Genomic DNA, 23365 nt, shown 5'->3' on the forward strand with positions numbered 1-23365 from the left:
CTCACCCCGGGGGGCCGCCGTTGAGCAGGGCCTCCAGGCCGCCGCCGAGCACGCGCTGCTGGTCCTCGCGGTACTTCAGGACGGCGCCGAGCGTCAGCGCCGCGGACGCCGGGTCGAGGTCGCGGACGCCGAGCGCGACGAGCGCCTCCGTCCAGTCGAGGGTCTCGGCCACGCCGGGCGGCTTCAGCAGGCCGGTCTCGCGCATCCGCTGCGCGGCCCGCGCGACCTGCCCGGCGAGCCGCTCCGCCGCGCCGGGCAGCCGCCGCCTGATGATCGCGACCTCGCGGTCGAACGAGGGGTGCTCCAGCCAGTGGTACAGGCAGCGCCGCTTCAGCGCGTCGTGCACCTCGCGGGTGCGGTTGGAGGTGACCACGACGACGGGCGGCCGGTCCGCCCTGATCGTGCCCAGCTCCGGGACCGTGATCGTGAAGTCGCTGAGGACTTCCAGGAGGAACGCCTCGAACTCGTCGTCGGCACGGTCCAATTCGTCGACGAGCAGGACGCAGGGCGACGTCTCCAGGGCCTGGAGCAACGGCCTGGCCAGCAGGAACCGCCGGTCGTACAGCTCGCCCTCCAGCCCCGCCACGTCGCGGGCGCCCGCGGCCTCGGCGGCGCGCAGGTGCAGGAGCTGGCGCGGGAAGTCCCAGTCGTAGAGGGCCTGGGACGCGTCCAGCCCCTCGTAGCACTGCAGCCGGATCAGCGGGGCACCGAGCGCCCGCGCGAGCGTCTTGGCCAGCTCGGTCTTGCCGACACCGGCCTCGCCCTCAAGGAACAGCGGCCGCCCCATGCGCAGCGCGAGGAAGCACGCCGTCGCGAGCCCGTCGTCGCACAGGTAGGCGTGCCGGTCGAGCAGTCCCGCGAGCTCCGCGGGCGATCCGGCCAGGTCCAGGGTCATCGCCGCCGTCTCCCCACGGCTCTCAGGCTACTCAGCCGAAGCGACGGCGCACATGTCGGGGCATCCGCGTATTCATCCTAGTAAATCGGTATGGAAAGTTGACTTCATCGCGGGCGTTGAGCAGCATCGAAGCCATGCGACCCGGTGACCGGAACGACCCCGACCCGACCGAAGAAGCGACCTATGAACGCCTCCGCTCCCCTTCCCGGCGCACCCTGCTGCGCCTCTCGGCCGGCGCGGGGCTGAGCGCCGGGCTCGGCGGCGGCCTCCTCGCCGCGCTCGCCCCGCCCGCGACGGCGGCCGCGTCCGGCGGGATCGTCAAGCCGCTCCCGCCGGAGCTGTTCATCGCGCACGGGACCAACGCCGAGATGCGCTGGGAGGCCATGCGCCACCAGGGCTACCTGACGCCCGCCGACCGTTTCTTCGTCCGCAACCACACCGCCACGCCGCTCATCGACGCGCGCACCTGGCGCCTGAAGCTGTGGGGCACCGGCCTGTGCGACCGCCCAACCGAAGACCGCCCCATCGAACTCACCTACGAGGACCTCCTCGACCTCCCGTCCGAGACCCTCACGGCGGCCGTCGAGTGCACGGGCAACGGGCGCGGGTTCTTCGCGTCCCAGCAGGGGCAGGAGGTCTCGGGCACCCCGTGGAAGCTGGGCGGGGTGGGCGTGGCGCGCTGGCACGGCGTCCGCCTGTCGACGGTGCTGAGGCGTGCAGGTGTAACCCGTGAGGCCGTGGACATCATGCCGCGCGGGCTGGACGCTGACTACGTGGACAAGGGCGAGAACCTCGGCCGGGTGCGGCGTCCCCTGCCCGTCGCGAAGGCGATGAAGGACGTCCTGCTCGCCTACGGCATGAACGGCGCGCCTCTGCCGCCCGACCACGGCCATCCGGTCCGACTGGTCGTGCCGTCGTGGGTCGGCATCGCGTCCATCAAGTGGCTCGGCGACATCCAGGTGGCGGACGAGCCGCTGTTCTCACCCTGGAACACCCGCTACTACCGGTTCTTCGGCCCCGACCACCCGCCGGCCGGGTCCGCCCCGCTGACCAGGATGAACGTCAAGTCCGCGTTCGAGCTGCCCTGGGAGGCGACGCTGCCCGCGGCGCGGCCGCTCGCGCTGCACGGCCGGTCCTGGTCGGGCGGCGGCCGGATCCGGCGCGTCGAGGTCAGCGCGGACGGCGGCGCGACCTGGCGGCCCGCGCGCCTCCGCGACCGCCACCCCGACCCGAGCGGATGGGCTCGCTGGGAGTTCCCCTGGCATCCCCGCCGCGCCGGATCCTACGAACTGCTGGCCCGCGCCACCGACGAGACCGGCGCGACCCAGCCCGCGACCGTCCCCTTCAACAAGCTCGGCTACCTGTTCGGCGCCGTCGTGCGGCACCCGGTCACCGTCATCTGAAAGGACGACCATGGCTCTGTGGACGCCAGACCCGACCTTCTACCCCTCCCCGCGCGACGCCGCGTCGGCGCCCGCCGAGAAGCTCGCCTACGTGGCCGCGTTCGACCGGTCCGCCGCGAAACCGGACGCGATCGCCGTGCTGGACGTCGATCCCGCCTCCGCCTCCTACGGCACCGTCGCCGGCTGGACCGACCTGCCCTTCCTCGGCGACGAGCTGCACCATTTCGGGTGGAACGCCTGCAGCAGCGCCCTGTGCCCCGGGTCGCCGCACCCGCACGTGGAACGCCGGTACCTGATCGTCCCCGGGCTGCGCTCCTCGCGCGTGTACGTGATCGACACCAAGGAGGACCCGACCACACCGAAGATCGTCAAGGTCCTTGAGCCGGACGAGCTGGCCAAACGCGCCGGGTACTCGCGCCCGCACACCGTCCACTGCGGGCCCGAGGGCCTCTACCTGACGGCGCTCGGCGGCGCGAACGGCGAGGACGGCCCCGGCGGCATCGCCCTCCTCGACCACGCCTCCTTCGACGTGCTCGGACGCTGGGAGGTCGACCGCGGCCCGCAGTACTTCGCCTACGACGCCTGGTGGCACATCGCGCACGACGTGCTCGTCACCTCCGAATGGGGCACGCCGTCCATGGTGGAGGACGGCGTCGTCGCCGAACTCCTCCTCGGCCGCAAGTACGGGCACTCGCTGAACTTCTTCGACCTGCGCAAGCGCAAGCACGTCCAGACCGTGGACCTCGGCGACGAGCACCAGATGGTCCTGGAGCTGCGCCCCGCGCACGACCCGACGAAGCTGTACGGGTTCGCGGGCGTGGTCGTCAACGTCGAGGACCTGTCGGCGTCCGTCTGGCTCTGGCACCGCGACGGCGACGCCTGGGCGGCCAAGAAGGTCATCACCATCCCCGCAGAGCCCGCGGACGCATCCGCTCTCCCCCCGGTCATCCAGCCGTTCGGCGCGGTGCCGCCCCTCATCACCGACATCGACCTTTCCGTCGACGACCAGTGGCTGTACGTGTCGTGCTGGGGCACCGGCGAGCTGAAGCGCTACAACGTCAGCGACCCGTTCAACCCGGTAGAGGCGGGCTCCGTCCGGATCGGCGGCATCGTCAACCGCGCGCCCCACCCCGCGGCCCCTGACCAACCCCTGGCCGGCGGCCCGCAGATGGTGGAGATAAGCCGCGACGGAAAGCGCGTCTACATCACCAACTCGCTCTACGGCTCCTGGGACGACCAGTTCTACCCTGACGGAGTAGGCGCCTGGATGGCCAAACTCGACTCCACCCCCGGCTCCTTCACCTTCGACGAGCGCTTCTTCCCGCACGGCGACGCGTTCCGCGGCCTCCGCCCGCACCAGACGCGCCTGCAGGGCGGCGACGCGTCCTCCGACTCCTACTGCTACCCCTGACCCGGTGACCGAGGGATCCCTCGCCGCCCTCGTGGCGCTCGGCGCGTTCCATGGCGTCAACCCCGCCATGGGCTGGCTGTTCGCCGTGGCCCGCGGCTTCCAGGAGCGCAGCCGCTCGCTCGTGCTGCAGTCGCTCCCGGCCATCGCCGCGGGCCACGCCGCGTCCGTCGGCGCGGTCGCGATCCTCATCGTCCTCACGCGCTCGGTCGTCGCGACGCAGGCGCTCGCGATCGGCGGCGGCGCCCTCCTGGTCGGCTTCGGCCTGTGGCGGCTGCTGTCCAGGCGCCATTTCCGCTGGGTCGGCATGCGGATCTCGCTGCGGCAGCTCGCCGGATGGTCGTTCCTGATGTCGTCGGCGCACGGCGCGGGCCTGATGCTGCTGCCCGTGCTGACCTCGTCCGGGACGGCCCCGGCGGGCCACGACCACGGGCTGGCGTCGGCGTCCGGCAGCGCGGTCTCGACGGGCGTCTTCGTCACCGCCGTGCACACCCTGTCGATGCTCGCCGTCGCGGGCGTGATCGCCGTCGTCGTCTACGAGATCGTCGGCCTGACCATCCTGCGCCGAGCCTGGTTCAACCTGGACCGCCTCTGGGCCGCCGCCCTCATCACCGCCGGCACCCTGACCCTCCTCACGGCCCTCTAGGCGCCAGGGTCTTGTGTGCACCTACCGAAGACGCCGGTTCACAGAAGCACCCAAGTCATGACTTTCTGCACACCAATGATCACGGAACGAGGCTGGTTCGGTGTCATCGTAGAGCGGCGCGTCAGTGGGGGTCGGGGGCTTCGCCTCGGGTGTGGAGGAGGGACTGGAGTTCGGCGAGCTGGCGGGCGGCGAGGGTCTTCTCGGCGCCGTTGATGCCCATCGCGCCGATGGACGTGCCGTCCGCCAGGTCGAGGGTGGGCCAGGGGTCGCCGACCGTCATGGAGACGTCCACGACCTCGGGCCATTCGAGGCGGCGGGTGCGGAACGCGTTCACGACCGTGAGGCCCGACTCGTCGGCCGCGACGCGGCAGCGGGCCAGCATGTGCAGGATCCACGCCATGAGGGCGCCGAACCCGACGATCAGGACGCGGTCGAACGTCTTGAACTGGGGCGCCACCACCACGGCGAGCGTGATCAGGCCGAGCATGATCACGCCCGCCGTGAGGTAGGCGACGAGCCGGGTGGTGCGGGGGCGCCACACCACCGGCAGCGCCGGAGGCTCGGTCAAATCAGTCAACGATCTTCGAGATGGGGATTTCGAGGATGTCGTGGGCGCCGGCCGCCTTCAGCGCGGGGATCAGCGTGTTCACGCCGCGCTTGGCGACCACCGACTCCACCGCGTTCGACTCCCCGCCCGCCAGCGAGGTCACCGTCGGCGACGACATCGACGGCATGATGTCCAGGACCTTCTGCAGGTCGGCCTGCGCGACGTTCAGCTTCAGCAGGACGTTGCCGCGCGCCCGGATCGCGCCCTGGAGGAGGAGGGAGATGTCCTCCATCGCGGCGCGCTTCTCGGGGTTCTCGTAGGCGTCGCGGTTGGCGACCAGCTCGGTGTAGCTGGTCAGGAGCGTGTCGAGGATGCGCAGGCCGTTCTTGCGCAGCGACGAGCCGGTCTCGGTGAGGTCGACGATCGCGTCGACGATGTCGGGGACCTTCGCCTCGGTCGCGCCGTAGGACGGGACGACCGTCGCCTTCACGCCGTGCTTGTCCAGGAACCGCCGCGTCATCGCGGGGAACTCGGTGGAGATCCGGACGCCCTCCGGCAGGTCGGACACCTTCTGCCAGGGCGCGCCGTCCGGCACCGCCATGATCACGCGAACGGGGTTGGACGTCGCCTTGGAGTACTTCAGCTCGCCGAGGCTGACGACGTCGGCGTCGGTCTCGGTGATCCAGTCGCGGCCGGTGATGCCGAGGTCGAACAGGCCCTGTTCGAGGTAGGTCGGGATCTCCTGCGGCCGCAGCACCCGGACGCGCTCGATGCGCGGGTCGTCGATGGACGCGCGGTAGTCGCGGTCCGACGAGCGCTGGACGGTGAGGTCGGCGGCGTCGAACAGCTGCATGGTCGCCTTCTCCAGCGACCCCTTGGGCAGGACGAGTGACAGCACGGAATAAGCCTTTCAATGGGACGAGAATGGGAAACCCGGGACGTAAGGAGCCGAGTAAGAGTCATTCAGGGACGGAGCCCTGAGACCCCTACATATGCTCCAGGCCGTGCCCGGCGTGACCGTGATGCCGCAGACCTCGCAGGGTCAGTGCCGTGTCGAGTGCGGCCACAGTCGCCTCCCATCCCTTGTCCTCGGGGCTGCCGGGCAGCCCGCTGCGTTCCATCGCCTGTTCAATGGTGTCACATGTGAGGACCCCGTTGCCCACCGGAGTCGACTCGTCCAGCGCGACGCGGGTCACACCGGCGGTCACCGAGTCGCACACGTAGTCGAAATGGGCCGTCGCGCCCCGGATGACCGCGCCGAGGCAGACGACGGCGTCGAGGTCGCGGGCGAGCTGCTGCGCGATCACGGGCAGCTCCAGCGCCCCGGCGACGCGCGCGACGACGGGCTCGTCGACGCCGCACGACTTCGCCGCCGCGAGCGCCCGTTCCAGGAGCCGGTCGGTGATCGGCTCGTGCCAGCGGGTGCAGACGATGCCGAGCGTGACGCCGGCGGCGTCGACGGCGGTGTCCTCGGGGCGTCCCGCTCCGCTCATCAGAGTCCCTCGATCTGGTGTCCGAGACGGTCCCGCTTGACCGTCAGGTAGCGCCGGTTGTGCTCGGTGACGACGACGGGCATGGACTCGCGGCCGCGCACCTCCACGCCGAACCCGTCCAGGCCCTTGAGCTTGTCGGGGTTGTTGGTGAGCACCCGGACCGAGCGTACGCCGAGGTCGCGCAGCATGTGGGCGGCGTTGGAGTACTCGCGCGCGTCGGCGGGGAGCCCCAGCTCCAGGTTGGCGTCGACGGTGTCGGACCCGTTGTCCTGCAGCGCGTACGCCTGCAGCTTGGCGAGCAGGCCGATGCCGCGCCCCTCGTGCCCGCGCAGGTACAGCACGACGCCGCGGCCCTCTTCGGCGATGCGTTCCATGGCGGCGTCGAGCTGGGTGCCGCAGTCGCAGCGGTCGGAGTGCAGGACGTCGCCGGTGAGGCATTCCGAATGGGCCCTGATCAGGACGTCCTCGCCGTCTGCGAGGTCGCCGAGCACCAGCGCGACGTGCTCGCCGCCGTCGATGGCGCTGGAGAACCCGACCGCGCGCCACGTCCCGTACCGGTTCGGCAGGCGCGTCTCCACGACGCGCGTCACCATCGACTCGTGCCGCTTGCGGTACTCGGCGAGCTGTTCGATCGAGACGAGCTTGAGCCCGTGCTCCTTGGCGAAGACCTGGAGTTCCGGCAGGCGCGCCATGGTGCCGTCCTCGTTCACCACCTCTGCGAGGACGCCCGCCGGGGACAGCCCGGCCAGCCTGGCGAGGTCGACGGCGGCCTCCGTGTGCCCGCGCCTGCGCAGCACCCCGCCCTCGCGGTAGCGCAGCGGGAAGATGTGCCCCGGACGGACGAGGTCGCGCGGCTCGGACGCCGAGTCGCACAGCGTCTTGATCGTCCGGGCCCGGTCGGCGGCGGAGATGCCGGTGCTGATGCCGAGCCGGGCGTCCACGCTGACCGTGTACGCGGTGCGCATGCGCTCGGTGTTCTGCGCCGTCATCAGCGGGATCTGCAGCCGGTCGAGGTCGGGGCCCTCCATCGGGACGCAGATGACGCCGCTCGTGTACCGGATCGTGAACGTCAGCAGCTCGGGCGTGGCCTTGGCCGCCGCGAAGATGATGTCGCCCTCGTTCTCGCGGTCCTCGTCGTCGACGACCACGACGGGACGTCCCGCCGCGATGTCGGCCACCGCCGATTCGATGGAGTCGAAGATCCCGTCGCCGTCCTTACCGCTCATGATGCGGTCACCGCCTTCTCCCTGGGGGCGTGCGCCCCCTGCACGGCCCGGGACTCCCGGAGCCAGTTCCTGAACCCGACCAGCACCATCACGAAGAAGATCCCGTAGACGGCGCCGGAGACGTACAGCCCGGACTTGAACGCCAGCGGGACCCCGACCAGGTCGACCAGCACCCAGACGATCCAGAAGTCGACGAGCGCGCGGCTCTGCGCGAAGGTCGCGACCGCGCTGCCGACGAAGATGTAGGCGTTCGCCCACGGCGACCAGGCGATCTTCAGCCACTCCATGTGGACGAACAGCTGCGCGACCACCGCGGTGCCCACCAGCAGCACACCCGCCAGAACGGCACGCTCCTTGAGCGTCGCCTGCCGGACGACGAGCCCACGGGCCTCACGCCGTCCACGCGTCCACATGGCCCACCCGTAGAGGGCGAGCCCGCAGAAGAGCACCTGCTTGAGAGCGTTCCCTGGGACGTGCGCATGCAGCGACGCGGCGAGCAGCAGTGCGGCGCCGGCGAGCTGCACGGGCCACGTCCAGAGGGTCTTGCGCATGGCGAGCCACACAACGGCGAGCGAGAGGACGTTGCCGATGAGGTCGGTCCAGAGAATGTGCTCGCCGAACACCTCGAATCCGGCGCCGAGCCAGCTCATCGCCGGTCGCCCAGCATGCGTTCGACGTATTTGGCGACGACGTCCACTTCGAGGTTCACCGGGTCGCCGGGCTTCTTGTGGCCGAGCGTGGTGAGCGCGAGTGTGGTCGGGATGAGCGCGACGCTGAACCGGTCGGCTGCGGCTTCCACGACCGTGAGGCTGATGCCGTCAACGGTGATCGAGCCCTTGTTCACCACATAGCGGCCCAGGTCAGAGGGCAGGGACACGGTGACGACGTCCCACCGCTCACCCGGCTCCCTGGAGATGATCTCGCCGACGCCGTCCACATGGCCCTGGACGAGATGCCCGCCGAGCCGGTCGGAGAGCCGGACGGGCCGTTCCAGGTTGACCTTGGAGCCGGGCGCGAGCGCCCCGAGGCTCGACCTGTCGAGGGTCTCCTTGATGACGTCGGCGGTGAAGGCCTCGTCCTTGACGTCCACGACGGTGAGACAGACGCCGTTGACGGCGATCGACGCGCCGTGCACGGCGTCCTGTGTGACGAGCGGGCCGCGGACCGTGAGCGCGACCGAGCCGTCCGAGGGCTCGATCCCCACGATCTCGCCGAGTTCCTCGACGATGCCTGTGAACATCTCCCGGGCCTCCTAGTTAAGGCTCCGGGGGACGTCGATACATCGGCGCACGCCCCCTGGGACAGGGGCGTGCCGCGCGCTGCCTCCCATCCGGACTTTCACCGTCGGTCCTGGAGTTCCACCAGGTCAACCGGCCGATGGCTTCGGCCGGGTCGCGGACTGTCACCGCCGGTTCGGAATTTCACCGACCCCGGAGCACGCGTTCATGCTTGCCAACCAGTGTGCCACGCCACGCATTCCCACCCGATGTGACCATCGCCACGACGCCGCTCCGGCGGCCATGGGAGGTCAGCGCGGCTCCGGGTCTCCATGGAGGGCGTCGGCCTTGTCGAAGTATTCAGCCAGGTAGTAGCGGTACATGGCGCCAGTGGCGGGCGGGACCTCGCCCCACTTCTTGATGATCTGGTGGCCGGAGAAGTGGTCTGGGTTGATCCGGATTTCGGCGCTGGACGCGCGGACGGCGTATCCCGTGGAGAGGTCCTGCCGTTCGTGCTCGGTCTTGAACCGGCCGACGTACTGACCGAGGAACCGCTTGCCGTCGACGTCGACGGCAAGCCCGAGCTCGTCCTCGGCGACGCGCGCGATGACGTCGTCGATGCTTTCGGGCTTGAACATGCGCAGGCCGGGAAGCGCCCATTTGTTCTGGTAGGGGGCGATCGTGCGTCGCACCAGGATCACACCGCCGTCCTCGGGGAGCTCCACCACGAGATCGAAGGTCGGGATGACCGCGTATTCGAGGATGCTCTCGAAGGTCTCCCTTGGGGCGAACTTGACCTCCGGTCGCTTGCGCGGCGTCATCGCAGGTTCCTCTCGAGCGTCTGCGCGGCCGTGCGCCAGACCTGGTCGTTGTCAGGCAGGATGATGGCGTTCTCGACCAGTTCTATCGCGCGCGCATGGCTGCCCGCCTTCTGATCGTGCGCTATGTCTCCTACCCGGAACAGCATCTGGAACGCCGCGGGCCGGGACCGCAGCTGATCGACGAGTTCCCCGAGGACGTCCCTGTCCCTGAAGATCAGGCCCAGCGCCCGGGTGCCGGTGCCGTGGGTGCCGCCGAAGCTGATCACCGCGCGCCCGTCGTCGAGCGCGACGGGCGAGAGGTAGTTGCGAAGCTTGGTGACGAGGAGATAGTCCTCCAGCAGGACGCCGTCCTCGTCGACCCTCGGGACGTAGCTGCGCTCGGGTCCCGTGATACGCCAGTTCGGCCGCTCGACCATTCCGCGGCCGGGGACGAGACGCCGGGCGACGGCCCCTTCCGCCACGTCGTTCTTGGACATGACCCAGCGGTAGGGCAGGTCCACCGGAGCGTCGCTCAGGGTCAGCGAATCCGCGTCGCCATCAGGGACGTAGCCGAACAGGACGCGGGAGAGCCCTTCGGCGATCGGGCTGCCGATGAGCACCAGGTCGTGCGCGGCGTGGGCGCGTAACTCGTCCTCGATCCGGACCCGGCCCGCCTGCTGGGCCCGTACGTAGTCGTTGCCGCTCGCTGCGACGAGGCCATGCAGGTTGTCCGGATGTAACGTCTCAGTCCCGGTGTACAGGACGTGCCGGGAGTCGTGACGGTAGGCCACCATCCCGCCCTGATGCAGACCGAGGACCTTTTTGGCGACGTCGGCCTGCTGCCGGAACCTCGCCGTCCGCTTCATCCACCTGGACGCGCTCGACGATACGGTCACCAAACCCGTGGCTCCGGCGACTTGCGAGGCGACGGTCAATACCGCACTGATGTCCACGCCAACCCCCGAACCGTCTCGCGCCGGGCTTTGCTCCGAGTGTCCATCTTCGAGCAGGTGCGTCAACCGCACACGGAACCAGCGGAACGCGCGCGCCCGCCGCTGAGCGCCGCGGAATCGGAGAAAGCCGGGAGGCTCGGCAGTCACCCGCGTTGACGGCGAGACCGAACAGGGTCGTTGATGTCGGCGATCGCCTGGCCGGGCGGAACTCGCGGCGGGGTTGCCGGGGAGCGGTGGCGGGATGAAACTCGTTGGCGGAAACCGCTGCGGATCCGGGGGTTGGCCCATGGGCAAAGTGACCTTGTCGCCGAAGATTCTGGACGTCCTCGACTTCGGCACTCCGTCGGCTGAGCGGGACATTTCCCGTGGATTGGAGAAGTATTTCGTCGAATCCGATGCCTACCAGCGGGTCCGGTCAGGGGCGAAGACGATCCTGATGGGCAATCGCGGGGCCGGGAAGAGCGCCATCTTCCAGGTGCTGGCCAAGCGGGAGCGGGCGGAGGGCAGCCATGTCATCGAGCTGAGCCCGGAGGACTACTCCTACGAGCTGCTCAGCTCGACGATGGAGGCCGAGGACGCGGGGTCGTGGGCGAAGCAGGGCGCCTATGCGGCGGCCTGGAAGTACCTCATCTACGTGCTGGTGATGAAGGCGCTGGCGCGGAAGGGAATGCGGCTGACCAAGGGCGGCGGCCGGGAGATCCACAATTACATCCGGGACAATCACGGTGCCCATCAGCTCGGGCCGTTGTCGCTGCTGGTGTCGTATCTGAAGCGGCTTGAGGCCATCAAGCTCGGGCCGATCGAGGCTGGGCTGCGGACGCGGGAGCTGGACCGGCTCTACAAACTCGAAGAGATCCACAATCTGCAGCCCGCGTTGAAGAAGGTGCTGGACGGCCAGCGGGTCATCGTGCTCGTCGACGAACTCGACCGCGGGTGGGATTCGTCCGAGGACGCCAAGGCGTTCGTCTCGGGCTTGTTCCAGGCCTGCGTGTCGATCAACGGGCTGCACAAGAACCTGCGGGTGTACGTGTCGCTGCGGCAGGAGCTCTACGACGACATCCCGGCCCTTTACGACGACGCGCAGAAGCACCGGGATCTGCTGGAGAAGATCTACTGGTCGGAGGAGTCCCTGCTGGAGCTCATCGCCAAGCGGATCCGGTACTCGGCGCACGAGAAGGGCTTCGACGTGGAGGCGCTGGAGCGGGCCGGGGACCACGCCTGCTGGTCGGCGGTCTTCGCCTCACCGCCGGGCCAGGCACGGGACACCGCGTTCCGCTACATGGTCGACCGGACGCTGTACCGGCCGAGGGAGATCATCCAGTTCTGTTCGGAGGCGCTGGCGCAGGCCAGAAGGCGCGCTTCCAAGCTGCCGGTGCCGTACTCGGCGATCGAGCGGTGCGAGTACGGCTACTCGGCCGAACGGACCAGGGACATCGCCGCCGAGTACCGCTCCCAGTACCCGGGGCTCCTGAGCGTCTTCGAGGTCTTCCGCAGCCGCCCGCACACGTTCGAGCGCGAGGAGCTGGAACTGCTCTGCCTTGAGCTGGCCGTCGGTGAGATCCCCACGCGCGGGACGGAGTCGTGGCTGCCGCACTGCTACCCGAACGACCTCATCGAGGTCCTGTGGCGGTCGGGGCTGCTCACCGCCCAGGCCCACGGGGACGGCACCTTCCTGGGGAGCCATCAGGTGCAGCACCTCAACGTGGCGGCCGTCAAGCGTTTCCGGATCCACGAGATGTTCCGCTCGTCCCTGGGCATCGCCGCCGCGGAGGGGTGAGCGGTCGTCAGCCGTCTGCCAGGCGCAGGCCGGTCTGTGCCGCCGTGACCTGGGTGAGGTTCTGGATGATCCGGTGTGCTGCGGTGAGGACCGCCGGGTCGTGGCTGGTGGTCACCGCAAGGACGGTCGCACCGGCGGCAAGGCCCGCCGCTACGCCCGCAGGGGCGTCCTCGATGACGATGCAGGCGGACGGGTCCACGTTCAGGGTCCGGGCGGCCTTGAGGTAGCCGGTCGGGTCCGGTTTTCCGGTCGGGACGTCTTCGGCGGTCACCACCACTTGCGGGACGGGCACGCCGGCCACTTCCGTGCGGAGTTTCAGTTGCGGCCTGTCCATCGAGGTGACGAACGCGTAGGGCAGTCCGTTCATGTTCGTCAGGAGGTCGACGGCGCCTGGCAGGGCGGTGATGCCGTCGGTGCGGACGGACTCCAGCGCGTCCAGGCGTGCCGTGGCTTCGAGGACCTGCTCGGGTGGGAGGAAGTCGGCGACGCGGTCGACGGTGCGGCGGCCGTGGGCGTCGGAGAGGAACTCGTCCGGGTCGATGCCGTACTCGGCGGCCCATTCCCGGGCGGCCCGCTCTACGAGGGGCGTGGAGTCGACGAGGGTGCCGTCCACGTCGAACAGGACGGCCGCGCAGGGCAGGATCACCAGTTCGCCTTCGCTGTCGCTACTTCGGCCTGGCCGCGGAGCCTGCGGACGGCGTCGGCGGGATCGTCCGCGCCGTAGACGGCGCTGCCCGCGACGAACACGTCCGCTCCGGCCTCCGCGCAGCGTTCGATGGTCTCGGCGCTGACGCCGCCGTCCACCTGGAGCCAGACGGGGAGATCGCGGCCCTTGATGAGCTCGCGGGCGCGGCGGACCTTCGGCAGGACGACGTCCAGGAACTTCTGGCCGCCGAACCCGGGCTCGACGGTCATCAGCAGGAGCATGTCGATCTCGCCTAGGAGGTCTTCGAAGCCGTCGACGGGGGTGGCCGGGTTGACGCCCAGGCCCGCGCGCGCGCCCGCGGCGCGGATGGCGCGCAGGGTGCGGATCGGGGCCTTGGCCGCCTCGGCGTGGATGGTGACGCTCTTCGCTCCGGCCTCGGCGTACTCCGGCGCCCAGCGGTCGGGGTCCTCGATCATCAGGTGGCAGTCGAGCGGCAGCGCGCTGTGCTTGAGCAGTGCCTGGACGACGGGCAGTCCCAAGGTCAGGTTCGGGACGAAGTGGTTGTCCATGACGTCGACGTGGACCCAGTCGGCGGAGTCGGCGATGCGCTCGACGTCCTCGGCCAGGCGGGCGAAGTCGGCGGACAGGATGCTGGGTGCGATCTGTGGAGCCATGATGCCGCGAAGTCTATTGGCGCAGTTCCGTCCGATCGTCACCCGGCCTTGTCGCCGCGGGCGCGGAGCGTCCGGCCAGCCGGAGGCGGACGAACGCCTCCGGCGCGCCTGCGGTGACCCAGAGGCCGAGCACCGCCTGGACGGCGAACGCCTGGACCAGGTGCGATCCGTCGAGGAGGGAGACGGCGAGGCCGCCTGCGATGCCCACGGGGAGGCGGGCCAGGCGCTGCCAGAGTTTCCCGTCCGCGTCGAACCAGCCGCGTGCCGCGAGCAGGGACAGGCCCGCCAGAACTCCGCAGAATCCGCCTGTGGCCCTGGCCGATTCGATGAGGGTGACGGGTTCGGTCTGTCCTCCTGCCGCTCGGATGGCACGGGCCCATGCGCCCGGCCACTGCCAGTCTTGGAGGGGGTGTAGCGCGCCCCAGGCGGCTGCCAGGAGCAGCAGGGACACGGCGAGGGCGAGGGTCATCTGCACGGCCAGATGGCGGCGGGTCCACCAAGGGACGATGACGGGTTCGAGCCCGAGCGCGGCCACAAGGAGCGCCAGGCCGACGGCCCAGCCCGCCAGGACCTGGCCGATCGAGTGAACGCCCAGATAGACGCGGGACACACCGATCAGGGCGATGACGACGGCCGCGGCGGCCCACAGTGCCCGCCGCCTGGTCTGGGCGGCGAAGAACCCCCAGGCGACCGGGGCGTTCTGCGCGTGACCGGAAGGCATGCCGAAGGAGGCGTGCGACGCCTTGCCTTCGACGGTGGGGTCCGTCCAGTAGGGGCGTGGGTCGTGGAAGACCAGCTTGAGGAGCGTGTTGAGGAACGCGCTGAACAGCAGGAGGACCGTGGCCCGCGCGATCAGGCGCGGTGCCGCGCACCAGAACAGGACCACGAGCAGAGGGACGTAGAACCCGGCGCTGCCCAGGAACGACACGAAATGCCAGAAGCCTGTCAGCACGGGTCCCCCGGGTCAGGTGCGGCGCAGGAGGGCCAGGAACATCGCGTCCGTGTTGTGGCGGTGGGGCCAGAACTGCGCGTAGGGGCCGTCCCCCAGGCCGGTGAGATCCGGTGCGACGGAGGTGAGCACGGAGGGGGCGTCGAGGCGTTCGACGTCCTTGCGATGACGCAGGACGTCGTCCACGATGACCCGGGTCTCGGCCAGGTGCGGGGAGCACGTGACGTAGGCGACCACGCCGCCGGGCCGGACGGAGTCCAGTGCCGTGGCGAGCAGTTTCCGCTGCAGGGGGCCGAGTTCCGCGACCGATTCCGGGCCGCGTCGCCAGCGCGCCTCGGGGCGGCGGCGGAGTGCGCCCAGGCCGGTGCACGGCGCGTCCACCATGACGCGGTCGAACGACGCGGGCCGCCATGCGGGGGCGGTGCCGTCTGCGGCCACCACGCCGGTTCGGGCGTCGACCGCGTCCCGGACGAGCCCGGCGCGGCGGGGCTGGACATCGGAGGCCAGGAGCCGCGCGTCCCGCTGGGCGGCGAGGGCGGAGAGGAGACCCGCCTTGCCGCCGGGGCCGGCGCAGAGGTCGGCCCAGAGCGCGTCCCGCCCTCCGTCCAAGGGCGCCTCTAGCAGGGCCAAGGCGACCATCTGGCTCGCCTCGTCCTGGACGCCCGCTCGCCCATCGCGGATGGCGGCGATGGCGGCCGGGTCACCTTCCGGCAGAAGGGCGCCGTAGGGCGAGTACGGAGCGGGTTCGGCGCCCGCGTCGTAGAGCTCTTGCAGCGTGGCCCGGCCGGGGCGTGCGGCCAGGGCGACGCGGGGGCGGGCGTTGTCGGCGGCGAGCAGGTCGTCGATCTCGCTGCTGCCGACGGCGTCCCGCAACGCGGACACGATCCACTTGGGGTGGCTGTGCCGGATCGAGAGACGCGTGGTGGTGTCGGCGTCTGCGGGCGCCACGATCTCCAGCCAGGCGTCCATGTCGCGGGTGGCGACCTTGCGGAGCACCGCGTTGGCGAACTTGGCCTGCCCGGGGCCGGAGACCGATCGGGCCAGTTCGACGGCGGTTCCCACGGCCGCGTGCGGCGGTATGCGCGTCGCGAGGATCTGGTGGGTGCCGAGGCGCAGGACGTCCAGGAGCGGCGCGTCGATGCGGCGCAGTTCGCGGTCGCTGCACAGTGCGAGGACCGCGTCGTAGGTGCCGCGCCCGCGGAGCGTGCCGTAGGTGAGCTCGGTGGCGAGGGCGGCGTCGCGGCCGCTGAGGCCGCGGTCGCGCAGGCGGCCGGGCAGCAGGAGGTTGGCGTAGGCGTCGCGTGTGTCGACGGCGCGGATCACGTCGAACGCGGTGCGGCGGACGAGGTCCTGCGGGCGGCCCGTCTTGCGCGGCCCGCCGGGCCTGCGGTTCTGGGTGTGTCGGCGGTTGCGTGCGGGAGGCATCAGTGCAGCGCGTCCTTGCCGATGAGGTTGAGACCGCGGGCCCAGTCGGCGGCGCCCATGGCGCGCTTGCCCTGCGGCTGGACCTCGCCCAGGGCGACCGGGTGCGTGGCCGTCCCGACGAGGACCTCGTTCTTCCCCGCATGCAGTTCGCCGGGCGACAGCTTGTCCGCCTCAGGGACGGGACGGACCGGCCCGAGCTTGACGCGCGTGTCGCGGAAGTTCGTCCACGCGCCGGGGGCGGGCGTGCACGCGCGCACGAGGCGGTCGATGTGCAGGGCCGGGGACTTCCAGTCGACGTGTCCGTCCTCGGGATTCAGCTTCGCCGCGTGGGACACGCCCTCGGTGGCCTGCGGCCGCGGCTCCAGGACGCCCGCCTCGATGCCGTTCATCGTGTCCAGCAGGAGGCTCGCCCCAGCGACGGCTAGGCGGCCGAGCAGGTCACCGGTGGTGTCGGTCGGCTGGATCGGCTCGGTGAGGACGCCGTAGACCGGGCCCGTGTCCAGCCCCTCCTCGATCTCGAACGTGGCCGCGCCGGTCACGTCGTCGCCGTGCAGGATCGCGCGCTGGACGGGCGCGGCACCGCGCCAGGCGGGCAGCAGCGAGAAATGCAGGTTCACCCAGCCGTGCCTGGGAATGTCGAGGGCCTCCCGGGGAAGCAGCGCCCCGTAGGCGACGACGGGGCAGCAGTCAGGCGCGATCTCGCGGAGCCGGTCGAGGAACTCGGGATCGCGGGCCTTCGCGGGCTTCAGGACCTCGACGCCCGCCTCGGCGGCGAGTGACGCCACCGGGCTGGCGCTCAGATGGCGCCCACGGCCCGAACGCCCGTCCGGCCGGGTCACGACCGCGGCCACCTCATGCGAGGACTTCAGAAGCGCTCTGAGGGACGGGAGCGCGGTCTCGGGCGTGCCGGCGAAGACCAGCCGCATCTAGATCGCCTTCCCGAGGGTGCGGTGCGGCGACTCCTTGACGACCGGGGCCGGGTCGCCGAACCACTCGGCCTCCCTGATCGCCTTCATCGCGGCCTTGCGCTGCTCGGGGTCCATCCGGTCGATGAAGAGCACGCCGTCGAGATGGTCGGTCTCGTGCTGGACGCAGCGGGCCAGCAGATGCGTGCCCTCCAGCGTGATCGGCTCGCCGTGCATGTTGAAGCCCTTGGCCACGGCCCGGACGGCGCGCGCCGTGGGGAACGCCAGGCCGGGCAGGGACAGGCAGCCCTCGTCGTCGGTCTCCTGCTCGTCGGACAGGTCCAGGGTCGGGTTGACGACGTGCCCCAGCCGGTCGTCGACGTAGTAGGTGAACACCCGCAGGCCCACGCCGAGCTGCGGCGCGGCCAGGCCGGCGCCGGGAGCGTCGATCATCGTGTCGGTGAGGTCCTTGACGAGCTGGCGCAGCTCCTTGTCGAAGTCCTTCACCGGCTCCGCGGGCGTGCGCAGCACGGGGTCGCCGAAGAGGCGGATGGGCTTGACGGCCAACGGGGACTCCGTTTCGTGCGTGGCGGGGTTGCTCCGTCCAGTCTACGGAGCACCATGGTGGCGTTTCACACGCTGCGGTGCGCGCCCTGGTGCGCGGAACGCGCCTTGTAGGCGGCGGTCCGGGCGGCCTTGGCGGTCGTCTTGTCGGGGTGGTGCGCGCCCAGGGCCTCAAGGACGTCGGCCACGCCGGGATGGTCGGTGCGCCACAGGTCGTCGACCATGGCCGTCATCTCCGCTCCCGGCGGAGCGTCGATGAGGGCCGCCTCCACCGCCTCGTCAGGTTCGGCGGTCTCCAGCATCCCGGCGACGGTGTCGACGAACACCCAGAGGTACTCCTCGCGGGCCAGTTCCCGCCCGGACGGGTCTCCCGCGGCGTTGAGCCAGAGGGCGGCGTAGGGCGAGACCAGCGGGTGCTCCTGCGCGGCGCGGACCACTGCCGCCGCCTCGGGGCCGATGCGGTGCAGGACGGCGGCGGCGAGGTTGCGTGCGCCTGGGCCGCCCGTCCGCATGACGTCCAGGAGGTCGGCGGCGGCGTCCTTGGGGTCGTGGCGGGCGAGCCAGCCATCGATCTCCTCGTCGGCGGCGTCGGGCCGGTACCAGGTGAGCCCGTCGATGAGCTCCGACGCGCGCGCCCCCGCAAGGTCGCCGACGACGGGCGCGCTGAACCCGTCCGCCAGCAGCAGTTCCCGGACGGCCCACACGCCCAGCGGAGTCAGCGCGGATCCCTTGCCCGACGTCTCGACGACGCCCCACTCCTCGAACGCGGCCAGTTCGAGGAAGAACGCGTCCGCGACGAGGGCGGGCATGGCCTCGGCGTCGGTGAGGTCGTAGGCCTCTGCCACGTGGTCGAGCAGGGCGCCGATGAGGATTTCCGGCTCGGTGGGCTCCTCCTGCTCGTACAGGTGGATGAGGACGCCCGTCATCTCGTTCTGGACGAGTTCCATCGCGTCCAGGCCGTCCGCGTAGTCGTGCCCTGGGACGACCATCGCCTCGAACAACGGGAGCCATGCGGCGAGGAGCGTCGAGTCATCGCTGGAGCCGAGGCCGTCCAGGGAAGGCCCTGGCCTGGCCGTGCCGCCCTCGGCGGTGATGACCTTCGCCTCTACGGCGGCCCACCAGAGGCGTTCCAGTTCGCCCGCGTCTTCCATCTGCCCATGGCTGCGCGGGACTTCCAGCCCGAGCGCGTTGGTCGCGGCCTGTAGGTCGGGGTCGGTGAGGGTGTCGTGCTCGGTGAGGGCGCGCTCACCCGTCCACCGGGCCAGGGCGAGGACGTTCTCGGTCAGGCGGGAGCGGCGCACGGCGTCCGCCACGTCCGCCTCGGAGGGAAGCCGCACAGGCGGGACGACCAGTTCCTCCACCTGCTGCAGATAGCCCTCGGTGCGCGCGTACCGCTCCTCCTCCGGCAAGGCCTCGAAGTCGCGGATCCAGGCCTCGACGGCCTCCTGGTCGTCCAGGGCGACCCCGTCGGCCCGCATCAGCCCGCCGATGACCTCCGCGGCCGCCTGCCGCTCCTCGGTGTCCATCTCTGCGACGAGGTCGGCGAACGCGGGGCCGGTCCGGTCGATCTCGGCGTCCAGGTCGGCGGCGGCGGGCGCGGGCACGGCGCCGGTGTCACGCAGGTAGGCGACGATGCGGCGGAGCGCGTCCAGGATGGTGGGCACGTCGTCGCCGCCGGCGACCACGGACTCCGGGAACACGCTCAGGAGCAGCTCGCGGAGCGTCTCGGGAGTCAGGGCCGCGGGGCCCGGCAGTCCCATGTCGTCGCGCAGGAGTTCGAGCAGGATGCGCGCGCCCTGCTCGTCCAGCGCCTCGCCGCGTTCGTCCGCCCACCGCCGCAGGTCGCCCGCAGTGGTCTCCACCCAGTTCTCGGCCACCCGAGAACCCTATTGGTCAGATCAGCTCCAGTGGGTCGATCTGGACCCGGACGGTCTCCGTCGCCTTGCGTGCGCTGCGCACGCCCTGAGCCTCCTTCAGCGCGCGCGCCAGCGCGTGCCCGCCGGCCCGGGGCACACGCACCAGCGCGCGCTCTTTCTCCTGCACGTCGGCCCCGGTCGCGGGCGCGGAGGGGACGGGCACAGGACCGAGCACTTCGGCCCCATCGGGCAGCCGGGCGTCGGCCAGAAGCTCCCGTATGGCGGCGGAGGTCGCGGTCAGCGACGCCATCCGCGCGGCGGGCGGGAAACCCACCTCCCTGCGCTCCGCCAGTTCCCGCTCCGCGAAGGTGACCGGGTCCCACCGGACGAGCGCCTGCACGGCAGGCAGCGACCCCTCCGCCGCGACGACGACGGGCCCCTGCGGCCGCACCAGCGACGCCGCGTTCATCCAGCGCCGCAGCGTCTCCTCCCCGGCACGCAGATCGGGCCGCCCGAGCAGCACCCATCCGTCCAGCAGCAGCGCGGCGCTGTATCCGTCTTCCGCGGGGGGCTCAGCCCCTGGCGTGCACACCACCAGCGCGCGTTCTGGGCCGACCCGTTCGAGGATCGAGTCGCGCCCAGAGGTACGAACCGGCACGCCCGGGAACGCCCTGCCCAACTCCTCCGCCGTCCGCTTGGCCCCGACCACCACGGCACGCAGATGGACGAACCCGCATTCAGGGCACCCCCAGTCGCCCGCGATGCGTCCGCACCACCGGCAGTAGGGCGCGGCATGGGACGACGGCAACGACAGAGGGCCCTGACATGCCACGCACTGCGCGGGTGTTCGGCACCGCCCGCAGGCGATGGCCGGGACGTATCCGCGCCTGGGAACCTGCACCAGGACGGGCCCCTCCTCCAGCGCACGCCGGGCGGCCTCGAACGCGACATTCGGCAAGCGCGCGGTACGGGCGGCGCCGTCACGGGCGAGCTGCGCGTCCTCTCCCACGTAGCGGACGCGGGGCATCGCCGTCCGGACACGTCCCCGGTCGGCCGTGAGCGTGTGCGCCCAGCCGGACTCGACGAGCTGAGTGGCATCGGTCGTCCTGGTGAACCCTCCGATGAGCGCCCCGGCCTTCGCCCTGTGCGCGCGCAGGGCCAGGACATCGCGCGCATGCGGGTACGGGGCGTGCGGCTCGGCGTGGACGTCGTCGCCGTCGTCCCACAGCACGGCCAGCCCCAGGTCTGCGACGGGAGCGAACATGGCGGCGCGCGTCCCGACGACCGCCCGCGCCGCGCCGCGCAGGACGGCCAGCCACCTCCGGTAGCGCTCCGCAGGGCCCAGTTCCGCCGTCAGCGCGACGTGGACGCCCTCCCCCAGCTCGGCCTTGAGCGCGGTGTCGACGCGTGCCACATCGCGCCCGTCGGCCACGACGACCAGCGCGCCGCGCCCACCGCGAAGGGTCACCGCGACGGCCTGCGCTATGGCCGCCGTCCAGTCGGGGCCGGGCAGCGCCGTCCAGACCGCCCGCGGCGCTCTGCCCTCGGCCAGCGCGCCGAGGAACGACGGCCCGGCCGGGTAGTCGCTCCACGCACCGGCGCCGTCCATACCGGGAGGTTCGCCCCCGACATCACCCGGCGGCTCCACAGGCTCCGCTTCCACCCGCGCATGCCGCGGTGGGACGGCCAGCCGCAGCACATCCGCGAACGTCCCGGCGTACCGGTCGGCCACCTCCCGGACCAGCGCGGCGACCTCCGGCGTGAGGACCGGCTCGGGCGAGGTGACCCGCTCCAGAAAGAGCAGCTTGCCCTCGTGGTCGCTCTCGGCGGCCCGCTCCAGGACGAACCCGTCGACGAGCTGCCCCGCGAACCGCACCCTCACCCGGCACCCGGGGACCGTCTTGGCGTCCAGTTCCGCGGGCACCAGGTAGTCGAACGGGCGATCCAGATGCGGCAGGGACATGTCGACCGCGATCCGCGCGACGGGCAGTTCCTCCGCGGGACGCCGCGCCCCCTTCTTCCGCGCCTTGGCCTGCTTGGCCGGCTTGCCCGCGCCCGGCTCGGCCGCCTTCTCCGGCGACGGCCGCGGCAGATCGTCCAGCCCCGGGATCAGGTCCGTTCCGCCGCCGTCCTTGGTCACGCCACCGTCCTACCAGATCAACCCGACAGTCGATCGCGCACGCTAGGGTTGATCCGTTCGTACGGGGTGCGCGTCCGTTGGCCCATTGCCCGATCCCTTCCGCGCCCTCGCCGCCGACGATCCCGTGCAGGCGATGACCACAGCGCATACTCAAGAGCGGGCGGACGCCCATGCCCCGCGTGGGTCGTCCCGCCGTTCCCCAGGCACTTCGTCCCCCGCCTCCTGGCAGAGGCGGGCGCGCCACCCGGTGGTCGCGGCCACGGTCGCGGCGGCCGTCCTCCACCTGGTGTGGGCCCTGTTCCTGGCGAACGAGGGCGGCGACCTCGCCGCCCAGGCCGCCTGGACGGACTTCGCCTGGAAGCACCCCACCGCGGCCTACAGCTTCGCCTGGTACGGCGGCATGCACCCCGCCTCCTACAGCGTCATGTCGCCGTACCTGATGGCGCTGTTCGGCATACGCACGGTCGCCGTCGTGTCCGGCACCCTCTCCGCCGCCCTTACCGCGCACCTTCTGCGGCGTTTCAAGGCGCCCGTGGCCCTGCCCGCGTCGCTCTGGGCCGCGTTCGCCCTCTCGTGCAACTCCGCGTCCGGGCGGGTCACGTTCGGTCTCGGCCTCACGTTCGCGCTCATGGCGACGATCGCGGCGTTCACGCCGCGCGGCACGCCCGCCCTGCGCGCGGCCGGGATGGTGGGCCTCGGCCTGCTGGCCACGCTCGCGAGCCCCGTCGCGGGCCTGTTCCTCATGGTGCTCGCCGCGGCGCTGTTCCTCACCGGACGCCGCCGCGCCGGGATCTGCCTCGCCGCCGGCCCGCCCGTCGTGGTCGGGACGACGAGCCTGCTGTTCCCGTTCAGCGGCATCCAGCCGATCTCGCTCGGCGCCATCGTGCTGCCCGCCATCGCCAGCGTCATCGCCATCGTGACCTGCGCGCCGCGCGGCTGGCGGCTCGTCCGCATCGGCGCCGGCGTGTACCTGGCCGGGATCGTGCTGACCTGGCTGATCCCCTCACCGGTCGGCAGCAACGTCGAACGGCTCTCGCTCCTGTTCGGCGGGATGTTCCTGCTGTCCGCCGTGGCGCGCGCGCAGGGCAAGGTCCGCATCGCGGTCCTGTCCGTCGCGTTCATCGTCACCGCGTCCTGGCAGGTGGTGAAGCCCGTCGAAGACCTGATCCACACCGAGCCCGCGGCGACCGCCGCCGCGCACGCCAGCGGCCTCATCGCCGAGCTGAACGCCGTCGGCGCGGACGACGACCGCATCGAGGTCGTCCCGCTGCGGTCCCACTGGGAGTCGTCCGGGCTGAGCCGCCATTTCGTCCTCGCGCGGGGCTGGAACCGCCAGGTCGACGCCGAACGCCACGAGCTGTTCTACGAGGACGGCGCGCTGACGGCCGGCTCCTACCGCGACTGGCTGCACGAGTGGGCGGTGCAGTACGTCGTCCTGCCCCTCCAGGAGACGGACTGGTCGGCCCGGGAGGAGGCCGCCCTCGTCGAAGCCGGCCAGCCGTACCTGACGGAGATCTGGCGCGACGAGCACTGGCGCCTGTTCCGCGTCCTCCGCTCGACGCCCCTGGTCGACCGTCCCGCGTCGGTCGGCAAGCTGAACGCCGGGCAGCTCGTCATCGACATGCCGTCCCCCGGATCGGTCCTGGTGCGCATCTCCTGGTCGCCGTGGCTCAGGGTGTCGGGCGGGGACGCGTGCCTCGCGCGCGCGGGCGACTTCGTCCGGATGAACGCGGACAAGCCCGGCCGCTACACCATCGCGGCCCGCTACAACCTCAGCCGCGGCGAGCCCTGCGAATCCTGACCGCCGCTCCTTCCAGACACGAAAAGGCCCTGGGAACACG

The 23365-nt window shown here is 71.3% G+C and carries 22 protein-coding genes and 1 riboswitch; of the genes, 5 read left to right on the plus strand and 17 right to left on the minus strand.

Going from position 1 to position 23365, the window contains the following annotated elements:
- Window position 1: 1 nt before the first annotated feature.
- Window positions 2-895, minus strand: coding sequence for an AAA family ATPase (locus tag ACH34S_RS14380; RefSeq protein WP_395953072.1), 894 nt, complete (start codon window positions 893-895; stop codon window positions 2-4).
- A gap of 134 nt (window positions 896-1029) precedes the next feature.
- Here ACH34S_RS14380 and ACH34S_RS14385 point away from each other — a divergent pair, with 134 nt between their 5' ends.
- Genes ACH34S_RS14385 through ACH34S_RS14395 form a run of 3 tightly spaced genes read left to right on the plus strand, consistent with a single transcriptional unit; the run spans window position 1030 to window position 4352 of the window.
- On the plus strand, window positions 1030-2298 hold the full coding sequence (locus ACH34S_RS14385; RefSeq protein WP_395953073.1) for a sulfite oxidase: 1269 nt from the start codon (window positions 1030-1032) through the stop codon (window positions 2296-2298).
- A 10-nt stretch (window positions 2299-2308) separates the two neighbouring features.
- Window positions 2309-3709 carry a selenium-binding protein SBP56-related protein gene (locus ACH34S_RS14390; RefSeq protein ID WP_395953074.1) on the plus strand — a complete coding sequence of 467 codons (1401 nt, stop codon included), beginning with the start codon at window positions 2309-2311 and terminating at the stop codon, window positions 3707-3709.
- A 4-nt stretch (window positions 3710-3713) separates the two neighbouring features.
- Window positions 3714-4352: a hypothetical protein gene (locus ACH34S_RS14395; RefSeq protein WP_395953075.1), complete on the plus strand. Its 639-nt coding sequence runs from the start codon at window positions 3714-3716 to the stop codon at window positions 4350-4352.
- A gap of 121 nt (window positions 4353-4473) precedes the next feature.
- Here the strand turns inward: ACH34S_RS14395 and ACH34S_RS14400 are convergent, their stop codons facing one another.
- From ACH34S_RS14400 to ACH34S_RS14435, 8 genes are all read right to left on the minus strand, one after another.
- Window positions 4474-4920 (minus strand): PH domain-containing protein, encoded by a 447-nt coding sequence (locus ACH34S_RS14400; protein WP_395953076.1) that lies wholly within the window; start codon window positions 4918-4920, stop codon window positions 4474-4476.
- Between the two features lies 1 nt (window position 4921).
- Entirely contained in the window at window positions 4922-5797 is an 876-nt protein-coding gene (hisG, locus tag ACH34S_RS14405) for an ATP phosphoribosyltransferase (RefSeq protein WP_395953077.1), read from the minus strand.
- Window positions 5798-5885: 88 nt separating this feature from the next.
- Window positions 5886-6392 (minus strand): 6,7-dimethyl-8-ribityllumazine synthase, encoded by a 507-nt coding sequence (gene ribH, locus ACH34S_RS14410; RefSeq protein ID WP_395953078.1) that lies wholly within the window; start codon window positions 6390-6392, stop codon window positions 5886-5888.
- Complete coding sequence (locus tag ACH34S_RS14415) at window positions 6392-7618, minus strand: bifunctional 3,4-dihydroxy-2-butanone-4-phosphate synthase/GTP cyclohydrolase II (RefSeq protein WP_395953079.1); 1227 nt, start codon at window positions 7616-7618, stop codon at window positions 6392-6394. The genes ribH and ACH34S_RS14415 overlap by 1 nt, the downstream gene beginning before the upstream one ends.
- Window positions 7615-8268 (minus strand): nicotinamide riboside transporter PnuC, encoded by a 654-nt coding sequence (pnuC, locus tag ACH34S_RS14420; protein ID WP_395953080.1) that lies wholly within the window; start codon window positions 8266-8268, stop codon window positions 7615-7617. The genes ACH34S_RS14415 and pnuC overlap by 4 nt, the downstream gene beginning before the upstream one ends.
- The gene (locus tag ACH34S_RS14425; RefSeq protein ID WP_395953081.1) at window positions 8265-8858 is read right to left on the minus strand and encodes a riboflavin synthase; all 594 of its coding nucleotides are present in this window, start codon (window positions 8856-8858) and stop codon (window positions 8265-8267) included. The genes pnuC and ACH34S_RS14425 overlap by 4 nt, the downstream gene beginning before the upstream one ends.
- Before the next feature lie 72 nt (window positions 8859-8930).
- Window positions 8931-9061, minus strand: a riboswitch (FMN riboswitch).
- A gap of 85 nt (window positions 9062-9146) precedes the next feature.
- Window positions 9147-9656 carry an NUDIX domain-containing protein gene (locus tag ACH34S_RS14430; protein ID WP_395953082.1) on the minus strand — a complete coding sequence of 170 codons (510 nt, stop codon included), beginning with the start codon at window positions 9654-9656 and terminating at the stop codon, window positions 9147-9149.
- Entirely contained in the window at window positions 9653-10654 is a 1002-nt protein-coding gene (locus ACH34S_RS14435; RefSeq protein ID WP_395953083.1) for a hypothetical protein, read from the minus strand. The genes ACH34S_RS14430 and ACH34S_RS14435 overlap by 4 nt, the downstream gene beginning before the upstream one ends.
- 220 nt (window positions 10655-10874) lie before the next feature.
- Here ACH34S_RS14435 and ACH34S_RS14440 point away from each other — a divergent pair, with 220 nt between their 5' ends.
- Complete coding sequence (locus tag ACH34S_RS14440) at window positions 10875-12365, plus strand: P-loop ATPase, Sll1717 family (protein ID WP_395953084.1); 1491 nt, start codon at window positions 10875-10877, stop codon at window positions 12363-12365.
- A 7-nt stretch (window positions 12366-12372) separates the two neighbouring features.
- On the opposite strand, the gene ACH34S_RS14445 is transcribed toward ACH34S_RS14440, so the two are convergent.
- From ACH34S_RS14445 to ACH34S_RS14480, 8 genes are all read right to left on the minus strand, one after another.
- Window positions 12373-13011 (minus strand): HAD-IA family hydrolase, encoded by a 639-nt coding sequence (locus ACH34S_RS14445; protein WP_395953085.1) that lies wholly within the window; start codon window positions 13009-13011, stop codon window positions 12373-12375.
- Window positions 13008-13685, minus strand: a complete 678-nt coding sequence (gene rpe / locus ACH34S_RS14450; RefSeq protein WP_132170532.1) for a ribulose-phosphate 3-epimerase — start codon at window positions 13683-13685, stop codon at window positions 13008-13010. The genes ACH34S_RS14445 and rpe overlap by 4 nt, the downstream gene beginning before the upstream one ends.
- 13 nt (window positions 13686-13698) lie before the next feature.
- Complete coding sequence (locus tag ACH34S_RS14455; RefSeq protein ID WP_395953086.1) at window positions 13699-14637, minus strand: phosphatase PAP2 family protein; 939 nt, start codon at window positions 14635-14637, stop codon at window positions 13699-13701.
- Between the two features lie 12 nt (window positions 14638-14649).
- Window positions 14650-16059 (minus strand): RsmB/NOP family class I SAM-dependent RNA methyltransferase, encoded by a 1410-nt coding sequence (locus tag ACH34S_RS14460; RefSeq protein ID WP_395953088.1) that lies wholly within the window; start codon window positions 16057-16059, stop codon window positions 14650-14652.
- Window positions 16059-16985, minus strand: coding sequence for a methionyl-tRNA formyltransferase (fmt, locus tag ACH34S_RS14465; protein ID WP_395953089.1), 927 nt, complete (start codon window positions 16983-16985; stop codon window positions 16059-16061). Before fmt ends, ACH34S_RS14460 begins: the two co-directional genes overlap by 1 nt.
- Entirely contained in the window at window positions 16986-17531 is a 546-nt protein-coding gene (def, locus tag ACH34S_RS14470; protein ID WP_138643611.1) for a peptide deformylase, read from the minus strand.
- Window positions 17532-17596: 65 nt separating this feature from the next.
- Complete coding sequence (locus ACH34S_RS14475) at window positions 17597-19405, minus strand: hypothetical protein (protein ID WP_395953090.1); 1809 nt, start codon at window positions 19403-19405, stop codon at window positions 17597-17599.
- A gap of 16 nt (window positions 19406-19421) precedes the next feature.
- Complete coding sequence (locus ACH34S_RS14480; protein WP_395953091.1) at window positions 19422-21524, minus strand: primosomal protein N'; 2103 nt, start codon at window positions 21522-21524, stop codon at window positions 19422-19424.
- Window positions 21525-21771: 247 nt separating this feature from the next.
- On the opposite strand from ACH34S_RS14480, the gene ACH34S_RS14485 reads away from it, so the two are divergent.
- A complete protein-coding gene (locus ACH34S_RS14485; protein ID WP_395953092.1) occupies window positions 21772-23325 on the plus strand; it encodes an MFS transporter in 1554 nt (517 codons plus the stop codon).
- Window positions 23326-23365 lie beyond the last annotated feature (40 nt).

It is taken from the genome of Actinomadura sp. 3N508, assembly GCF_044326375.1.
In the GTDB taxonomy this organism is placed as follows: domain Bacteria; phylum Actinomycetota; class Actinomycetes; order Streptosporangiales; family Streptosporangiaceae; genus Spirillospora.